Genomic DNA, 8,090 nt, shown 5'->3' with positions numbered 1-8,090 from the left:
TTTTTGGACGCCGGGGTGGGTCAGATTTACTCCGACGATTCCGACGAAAGTGGGTCAGTTTTCAGTCGGCGTTGACAACGAAGCCGGGTACAACCGAACCAAGAACGAAAAAGATGTCTCTACGTGAGAGGTCGCTGCTAGTCAGATTCAAATGTTGAACCTTCGTGCAAGTTCGTCTGCTCTCATAAATCTGTGATCTTGACGCAAATTCGGGGCTGCTTGGCCGATGGCATCGAGGCATCCGCGCAGTTCTGACGATAGCCAAGATGGCTGGTTGCCCAGAATGGTGTGCAACAGCCGCAGCGCATCTTCTGGGAAGCGGGCAGCCAGACCGGATTTCTTCAATCGATGAATCACATAGTCGGGATGTTGGGCCACGCGCAGCCAGTTTCCAACGGATGCCATCGCGGATGGAAATTCTCCGCCTGCCGCGACGCACAGGCGAGCCAGCGATTCAGCGTTGGCGCCCGATGCTTGATCGTTGGATTTCGGCCAGATCTTTTCCCAGAACGGTAAGACTCGATTTTTCCAGTAGTCCTCACGTTGATCGCCAGCGCTTTCCAGCGCTCGAACCAATGTTTGGGCTGATTGGCGCAGACCTTCCGCCGGAAGTGCTCGGACGGCAGAGGCCAACTGCGCTATGGAGAACGTGTCGCCGGGGTCGAGCGCCGCGAATGTCAGGAATGACGCAAATTGCTCGCGGTGCTTGCCCAGTTGCTCATAGTGATGGACTGTATCGAGGAAGGCAGGTTTGATCGCCGCCATCAGTGGGCGGTACAGCCGTGGGGACCAGAGGAAGCCCTCCCACGCTGCCTGTGCTTCGGCTTCGCAATAGTTCCAATCGAACAGGGGTAATAGGTATTGTTCAGACCAGGCCTTGTCTACGCGGAACAACGAGAGGGCATGGGCGGCCAGCAGCACTCGGGCGTGCCTGAATTTGGTGATCTGTGTATCGCAAAGATCCGTGAAGATGGATTTGATCTCCTCGGGTACGTGTCGCTGAAATGGTATTTTTGCATCATGAGTGATACTGCAACTTGCTTGGCATCCCTAGCAGCACAACAACCAGTCGCCAGCGCTGCCACTAGCGCAGGAGCTGGCGACTCGGCCTGAATCCCCCCGGGTTTTGAGGAGGCTCCAACTTTTGAGAGAGTGGAGCCATGAGCAACCAAACCAAATTTTCCCCTGAAGTGCGTGAGCGCACGGTGCGCTTGGTGCAGGTGCCGGTAGCGTTGGCGATCCGTTCTGGGAAAGTGTTCAAGCTCCGCAGGCTGGAATAGATATTCCCATTTTTGTACGGTATAATTCCGTACAAAGGAGCCTGCTATGACTACCGCTACCGCTCGTCTAGATCTACGAATTGAACCCCGCGACAAAGACCGTATCGCCAAGGCTGCCGCACTGCGTGGCATGCCGATTTCGACCTTTGTGCGTGATGCTGTCCTGCGCGAGGCGGATACCGCTATTGCGGCCGATACCGTGGTCACGCTGTCTGTCGAGGAGTCTCGTCGTTTTCTGGCCGCGTTGGATGCTCCGTTCAAGCCCAATAGCCGCCTGAAGAAAGCAATGGATGCCGCCAAGCGTTTAGCAAAGCACTGACGCGGATGGTACTCACTTTCACGATCCTCGATGGTCGTCAGCATGATCGCGAGGGTTTCACCTGTGGCGTGACGGCATTAGACGATTACCTGCGTCAGAGGGCAGGCCAGCATCAGCGTGACGGCATTGCCACAACGCATGTCCTGATAGACAACGAACAGCCTGCCCACATTTTGGGTTACTGCACGTTGGCTGCGGCACAGCTCTATCTGGATGAGCTACGGGAAAACGATCGTAAGCGCTTGCCTGCCTACCCTGTGCCAGCTATACGGGTTGGCCGCTTGGCGGTGTCGCAGTCCGAGAAGGGCAAGGGTTATGGTCAGTTGCTGCTGGGCCACGCGGTCAATGTGGCTCTGTCCGTGCGGCAGAGCATGGGCGTGCGTGTCTTGGTAGTGGATGCCAAAGATTCGATGGTGGCAGCGTTTTATGAGGGCTTTGGCTTTCGTCGTACGGTCAGCGAGGCGTTGACGCTATATCTGCCAATATCCGCTGCTTGATTTGCCAGATTTTTGCAAGAAAAAGCAGTTTTTCTCTACATGGTATTTTTCATGGCATCAGAAAATAAGTGCTTCCCAAGCACATGATTTTCAAGAAAATTTCCTCACTATTTATAATCGAGTGGGGGTGAATTTGCGTTGCGCAACGCCACGCAACAACAACCAAGAACAAGAATAAAGCCCTGGCTTGTAAATGCTTTTGCTTTTCCATCTGGGATGATCTAGCAACGCGAGGAAGTTACAAGCAGAAAAAATTGATGGTGTTTTTGATGGTACGGCTTGACCGGCGCACCATCGCACGCAATCAGAACCATCGTGGATAGGTGCGCGCGTTGCTTTTTTGCCGCCCGAGCCGATTCTCCCAGAGATTTCCCCATATTTTTCTTGCATCATATCTGTGTGATGGGTAAAAATATGCGCATTGCGTATATGGAGCCCAAAATGGCTGTCTCTCAACAAGTTTTTCTGCGCGATGCCATGCGTCGCCTCAACCTGACTCGGGATGTGTTTGCGGCGCGTATCGGGGTCAAGCGCCGGGCTCTGGATACCTGGCTGCTGCCGGAGGAGTCCCAGGAGGCCCGCAGCATGCCGGAAGTCGTTTCGCGCTTCGTGACGGAAATCGTCGAGAATGGCGCCTTGCTGGAAAAGTATGCGCAAAGCGCACAATTCGGTTCCTTGCGTGATCGTATCGCCGTCGAAAACAAGCACCAGCTGTTGTCGGTGGATCAGTTCAGCCGCGAATCCGTCGAAGATTTGTTTCGCGTGGCCGATTTGATGCAGCCGATTGCGCGGCGCCAGAAAGTCTCGCGGGTGCTCGAAGGCGCGGTTCTGGGCAATTTATTCTTCGAGGCCAGCACGCGCACCCGCGTCAGCTTCGGGGCGGCGTTTTGCCGCCTGGGCGGATCGGTGTGCGACACCACGGGCTTTACGTTTTCATCCATGGCCAAGGGCGAATCCATCTACGACACCAGCCGCGTGATGAGCGGCTACGTGGATGCCATGGTGATCCGCCACCCGGACAAGGGCTCGGTGGCGGAATTCGCCGCCGCCACCAATATCCCGGTGGTCAACGGGGGCGATGGCGCGGGCGAACATCCCAGCCAGGCCCTGCTTGATCTGTATACCATTCTGACCGAGTTCTCCCGTTTGGGGAAACTGCTGGACGGGGCGCATATCGTGATGGCGGGCGACCTGAAGTACGGCCGCACGGTGCATTCGCTGATCAAGCTGCTGGCCTTGTACCGGGGGCTGAAATTCACCTTGATCTCGCCCCCCGGTCTGGAAATGCCGGAACATCTGCTGGAAAAAGCCGGCAAGAACGGTCACGTCATCGAACAGACGCACGACCTGGCCACCGGCCTGAAGGGGGCGGATGTCATTTATGCCACCCGGGTGCAGAAAGAGCGCTTCACCGGCGAAACCCTGGAAGGCTACACCGAGGAATTCCAGGTCAATCGGGCCATTGTGGATGCCAACTGCGGGCCGGACGTGATCGTCATGCACCCGCTGCCGCGCGACAGCCGCGAAGGGGCGCACGACCTCAGCATCGACCTGAACCACGACCCGCGTTTGGCGATTTTCCGGCAGACGGACAACGGGATTCCGGTGCGCATGGCGATTTTCGCCGTGTTGCTGGGGGTGGAAAACCTGGTGCAGCATTCCTTGCGCGACGTGACCTGGGCGCCGCCGTCGCACATTGGCCCGGACGACAGCGTGTTCCACGGGATTGATTGAGCCCGCGCCGCCGGGCGCAGGCTCGGCAGGTGGATGCGGCGTGCGTGCGCGTGCGCATCCGCTGCCGGCGCGCCCGCTGTAATGCCCTCGGGTGCCGGGATGCCCGGCTTCCGGGAGCATCCGGGTCAGCTTTTATCCGCCTTGATCTCACCCAGCGCGGCCACCAGGTCGTCCAGCAAGCGGGCCAGTTCGCCGGTCATCAGGGCGAAGTCGGCATCCAGGCGCTCGGCTTCGTTGGCGGCCTGGGCGTCCTGGTGTTCTTTCAGCACGTCCAGCGGGGCCACGCGCTTGATGTCCAGGTTGTCGGTCAGCACGAAGGATACCCGGTCGTTCCAGGTCAGGGCCAGGCGCGTGCATTGCTTGCCGGCGTCGATGTGGCGGCGCACTTCATCGGCATCCACGCTTTGGCGCACGTAGCGCACGGTGGCGCGGGATTCGCCCGTGGATCGCAGTTCGGTGTCCTGGTCGATGGTAAAGCCCGCCGGGGCTTCGTTTTCGCTCAACCAAAGCGTCATGGCGCTGGCGGGCGCAAGGTCAGTGTGCAGCGGCACGATGGGAAACGGCGTCAGGGATTTGGCCAGCAGGCCCAGGACTTCGTCGCTGCGGGCATTGGCGGCGGCGTCGATGGCCACCCAGTGGTTGACGGTGTCCAGCCAGATGCGGGTATCGTGGGCGATGACGAAGGCGCGCGGCAGCAGCTCCATCGTCATTTGCTCTTTGATTTCCTTCATCTGCTTGCGCCCGGGCTTGTAGCCTTGCTGTTCTTCGATCTGCAGGGCGCGGGCCTTGCTGGCCTGGTTGATCACGGTGGCGGGCAGCAGTTTTTTTTCGGTTTGCAGGCGCAACAGAATCTGACCATGCTGCGCGTAGACCAGGCCGCTGTCCTCGCGTGGCGGCAGCCAGCCCGAGACCTGGCTGTCCTGGCTGCCGCCGGGGCGGAAAGCCAGGGGTTCCAGGGCCGCTTCCAGGTCGGCGATGGTCAGCTTGGCTTCGGGGGCGAGGCGATAAAGTTTAAGATTCTTGAACCACATGGTCGTGTCGGGACGGGCAAAGACAAAAGGGCCTTGATTGTACGCGAAGTGTTTTGCCGTCCGGGCGCGGGTATTTTTGCTGCTTAAGGCGCGTCCAGATCGTTGTGGCGGGTTTCGCGCACGAACAGCATGCCCACCACCAGGGTCATGACGCAGACGGCGATCGGATACCACAGGCCGTCGTACATATTGCCGGTGGTGGCCACCGTTGCGAAGGCCACGGGCGGCAGGAACCCGCCGAACCAGCCGTTGCCGATGTGGTAAGGCACGCTCATGGAGGTATAGCGGATGCGGGTGGGGAACATCTCCACCAGCATGGCGGCAATCGGGCCATACACCATGGTGACCAGCAGCACCAGGAAAAACAGCAGCAGCAACACCATGATGTAGTTGATCTGGGAGGGATCGGCGTAGGCGGGGTAGCCATGGTGGCGCACGGCGTCTTTCAGCCGCGCCTGGAGTTCGGCGCTGTGGCGGGCGAATTCGGCGCGCGACAGGCCGGCGCCCTCGAAGGCGTCGATCCGCTGGTCGCCTACCAGGGCGTAGGCCACGGTATGGGCGGGGGCCGGCTGGTTGGTGTAGTGCACCGAATGGTTGGCCATGAAGGCCTTCAGCAGGTCGCAGGAGCTGGTGAAGGACGCCGTGCCCACGGGATTGAACTGCAGGGCGCAGTTGTCGGGGTGCGCCACCACATACACGGGGGCGTTTTCCTGGGCGCGTTCCAGCGCTGGGTTGGCATAGTGGGTCAGGCCCTTGAACACGGGAAAATACGTCAGGCTGGCGATCAGGCAGCCCGCCATGATGATGGGTTTGCGGCCGATGCGGTCGGACAGCGCGCCGAACAAGAGGAAGAACGGACAGGCCAGCAGCAGCGACATGGCGACCAGGACGTTGGCGATATTGGCGTCCACCCCCAGGGTTTCGGTCAGGAAGTACAGGGCGTAGAACTGGCCGGTGTACCAGACCACGGCCTGGCCAGCCGTCAGGCCCACCAGGGCCAGCAGGATCAGGCGCAGGTTTTTCCAGCGGCCGAAGGCTTCTTTGATGGGCGCGCGCGACACCAGGCCCTCGGATTTCATGCGGGTGAAGGCGGGGGATTCGTGCAGCCGCAGCCGTATCCAGACGGAAATCACCAGCAGCAGGACGGAAATCAGAAACGGCACCCGCCAGCCCCAGGCTTCAAAGGCTTCGTGGCCCAGCGTGGCGCGGGTGCCCAGCACCACCACCAGCGACAGGAACATCCCCGTGGTGGCGGTGGTCTGGATCCAACTGGTGAAAAAGCCCCGCCGGTGGTTGGGCGCGTGTTCGGCCACATAGACGGCCGCGCCACCGTATTCGCCCCCCAGGGCCAGGCCCTGCAGCAGCCGCAGCAGCAGCAGGATCAGGGGGGCGGCCGTGCCGATGGAGGCGGAGGAGGGCAGCACCCCCACCAGAAAGGTGGACAGGCCCATGATCAGGATGGAAACGACGAAGGCGTATTTGCGCCCCACCATATCACCCAGGCGGCCGAAGACCAGGGCGCCGAACGGACGCACGGCAAAGCCGGCGGCGAATGTCAGCAGCGCGAAGATGAACCCCGCCGTGGGCGTCAGCCCGGAGAAAAAGTGCTGGGCGATGATGGCGGCCAAAGACCCGTAGATGTAGAAGTCGTACCATTCGAACACGGTGCCCATGGAGGAAGCCAGGATGACGCGGCGTTCTTCGTGCGTCATGGGGCGGCGGTCATCGTCCGCGGGTTCGGCTGTCATGAAAGAATTGGATTTCATGTGCGAGTCCTGGGGATCTGGTCGCGCGGGAAGGTCACCCGCAGCCGGGTGCCCGCGCTGGCGGGGTCGCGGTGGTTGCCGGGCGGTAAAAAGGCGACGCTGGCCTGATGGTGGTCGGCGATCTCGCGCACGATGGCCAGGCCCAGTCCGCTGCCTTCGGCTTCGTGCCCGAGTATCCGGTAGAAGCGGTCGAAGACCCGGGACTGCTCGTCCGGGTGGATGCCGGGGCCGGTGTCCTGGACTTCCAGGCAGACCGACTGGTCGCCGTCGGCCAGGGCGCGCACCGTCACTTGGCCGCCCGTCGGGGTATACAGCAGGGCATTGTCGATCAGGTTGTTCAGCAGTTCCTGCACCATGGTGCGGTTGCCGAAAACCGGCAGGGGCTGGTCTGTGGACTCGAAGCCCAGGTCGATCCCGCGCTGGATGGCCTGATCGACCCAGCCGCTGGCGGTTTCGGCCGCCAGGGCGTTCAGATCCAGGGATTCGGTGGTGGGCGACTGGGTGGGATCCAGGGATTCGGCGCGCGCCAGCAGCAGCAGTTGGTTGACCAGGCGGGTGGCCCGCTGCGATCCCGCGACCAGTTGCCGCAGGCTGTCGCGCATGCGGGCGGGCTCGTGTTCGCGCAGGGCGATTTCGCATTGGGTGCGGATGCCCGCCAGCGGGGTTTTCAACTGGTGCGCGGCATTGGCCACGAAGCGCCGCTGGGATTCGATGGAAGCGGAGAGCCGCTGCAACACGTTGTTCATGGCGGAAATCAGGGGCACGATCTCGGCCGGCGCCAGGTCGTCGCGGATCGGCGACAGGTCGCTGGGCTTGCGCCGCCGCATGTGTTCCTGCAGCAGGCTGAGGGGTTCCAGCCCTTGGGTCAGGCCCAGGCCCGCCAGCATGGCGGCCAGCGGCAGGATGATCAGTTGGGGGGTCAGCATGCCGGTCAGAATTTCCTGCTGCAGGGTGGCGCGCGCCTCGGCGGGCTCGGACACCACGGTCAGAAAGCCGGTGCCGTCGCGGTCGCGCCCGCCCCACATGTAGGCGATGCGGATGGCGCGGTGATTCAGGATGGCGTTGCGGTAGCGGATCTGGTCGATGTCGTAGGCCCAGTTTTCCGGCGTGGGGATGCCGGGGTCGCCGGCCATCAGGTGGCCGTTGGCATCCAGTATCTGCCAGGTCGTGGGGGTGTCTTCGGCGTTGCCCGCCAGCACGGTGCGGGCCGATTCGGACAGCGTGACGCCCTGGCTCAGGTGCTGCTGCTCGACTTCGTGGCGCAGCAGGCGCAGGTGGCTGGCCAGGGTTCGGTCGTAAGGCGAATTGGCAATGTTGAGTGAAATGAAATAGGTGATGACGATGCCGATCGACCACAGCACGAACAGCGGCACGATCATCCACAGCAGGATGCGGCCCAGCAGGGTCGAGTGGCGCCTGGGCCGTTTTTTGCCAGCGGGCCGCGGGTCGGCGAACATGGGCGC

General features: G+C 61.5%; 8 protein-coding genes. 3 read left to right on the top strand and 5 right to left on the bottom strand.

The window, feature by feature from the left end; genetic code table 11:
* Positions 1-147: 147 nt before the first annotated feature.
* Positions 148-921, bottom strand: coding sequence for a hypothetical protein (locus ACMHYJ_RS14530; protein WP_414246904.1), 774 nt, complete (start codon positions 919-921; stop codon positions 148-150).
* 405 nt (positions 922-1,326) lie between these two features.
* Between ACMHYJ_RS14530 and ACMHYJ_RS14525 the strand changes: the two genes are divergently transcribed.
* Together ACMHYJ_RS14525 and ACMHYJ_RS14520 are read left to right on the top strand one after the other, a co-directional pair.
* Positions 1,327-1,599, top strand: a complete 273-nt coding sequence (locus tag ACMHYJ_RS14525; RefSeq protein WP_414246903.1) for a DUF1778 domain-containing protein — start codon at positions 1,327-1,329, stop codon at positions 1,597-1,599.
* Positions 1,600-1,604: 5 nt separating this feature from the next.
* Positions 1,605-2,096 (top strand): GNAT family N-acetyltransferase, encoded by a 492-nt coding sequence (locus ACMHYJ_RS14520; RefSeq protein ID WP_414246902.1) that lies wholly within the window; start codon positions 1,605-1,607, stop codon positions 2,094-2,096.
* A gap of 111 nt (positions 2,097-2,207) precedes the next feature.
* Here the strand turns inward: ACMHYJ_RS14520 and ACMHYJ_RS14515 are convergent, their stop codons facing one another.
* Positions 2,208-2,489, bottom strand: a complete 282-nt coding sequence (locus ACMHYJ_RS14515) for a hypothetical protein (protein WP_414246901.1) — start codon at positions 2,487-2,489, stop codon at positions 2,208-2,210.
* A 48-nt stretch (positions 2,490-2,537) separates the two neighbouring features.
* Here ACMHYJ_RS14515 and ACMHYJ_RS14510 point away from each other — a divergent pair, with 48 nt between their 5' ends.
* The gene (locus ACMHYJ_RS14510) at positions 2,538-3,830 is read left to right on the top strand and encodes an aspartate carbamoyltransferase (RefSeq protein ID WP_414246900.1); all 1,293 of its coding nucleotides are present in this window, start codon (positions 2,538-2,540) and stop codon (positions 3,828-3,830) included.
* A 125-nt stretch (positions 3,831-3,955) separates the two neighbouring features.
* Here ACMHYJ_RS14510 and ACMHYJ_RS14505 read toward each other — a convergent pair whose 3' ends face one another.
* From ACMHYJ_RS14505 to ACMHYJ_RS14495, 3 genes are all read right to left on the bottom strand, one after another.
* Positions 3,956-4,861 carry a recombination-associated protein RdgC gene (locus ACMHYJ_RS14505; RefSeq protein ID WP_414246899.1) on the bottom strand — a complete coding sequence of 302 codons (906 nt, stop codon included), beginning with the start codon at positions 4,859-4,861 and terminating at the stop codon, positions 3,956-3,958.
* Between the two features lie 83 nt (positions 4,862-4,944).
* Positions 4,945-6,627: an MFS transporter gene (locus tag ACMHYJ_RS14500; RefSeq protein ID WP_414246898.1), complete on the bottom strand. Its 1,683-nt coding sequence runs from the start codon at positions 6,625-6,627 to the stop codon at positions 4,945-4,947.
* On the bottom strand, positions 6,624-8,084 hold the full coding sequence (locus ACMHYJ_RS14495; protein WP_414246897.1) for a sensor histidine kinase: 1,461 nt from the start codon (positions 8,082-8,084) through the stop codon (positions 6,624-6,626). The genes ACMHYJ_RS14500 and ACMHYJ_RS14495 overlap by 4 nt, the downstream gene beginning before the upstream one ends.
* Between the last annotated feature and the right edge of the window lie 6 nt (positions 8,085-8,090).

Source organism: Castellaniella hirudinis, assembly GCF_047468865.1.
Taxonomy (GTDB): Bacteria; Pseudomonadota; Gammaproteobacteria; order Burkholderiales; family Burkholderiaceae_B; genus Castellaniella; species Castellaniella hirudinis_A.
Note: the sequence above shows the minus strand (reverse complement) of the source record. Positions and strands in the feature narration are given on the sequence as shown.

Coding starts and splice junctions, on each gene's coding strand:
- ACMHYJ_RS14525 (WP_414246903.1), top strand. CDS start 1,327: ATGACTACCGCTACCGCTCGTCTAGATCTACGAATTGAACCCCGCGAC.
- ACMHYJ_RS14520 (WP_414246902.1), top strand. CDS start 1,605: ATGGTACTCACTTTCACGATCCTCGATGGTCGTCAGCATGATCGCGAG.
- ACMHYJ_RS14515 (WP_414246901.1), bottom strand. CDS start 2,489: ATGATGCAAGAAAAATATGGGGAAATCTCTGGGAGAATCGGCTCGGGC.
- ACMHYJ_RS14510 (WP_414246900.1), top strand. CDS start 2,538: ATGGCTGTCTCTCAACAAGTTTTTCTGCGCGATGCCATGCGTCGCCTC.
- ACMHYJ_RS14505 (WP_414246899.1), bottom strand. CDS start 4,861: ATGTGGTTCAAGAATCTTAAACTTTATCGCCTCGCCCCCGAAGCCAAG.
- ACMHYJ_RS14500 (WP_414246898.1), bottom strand. CDS start 6,627: ATGAAATCCAATTCTTTCATGACAGCCGAACCCGCGGACGATGACCGC.
- ACMHYJ_RS14495 (WP_414246897.1), bottom strand. CDS start 8,084: ATGTTCGCCGACCCGCGGCCCGCTGGCAAAAAACGGCCCAGGCGCCAC.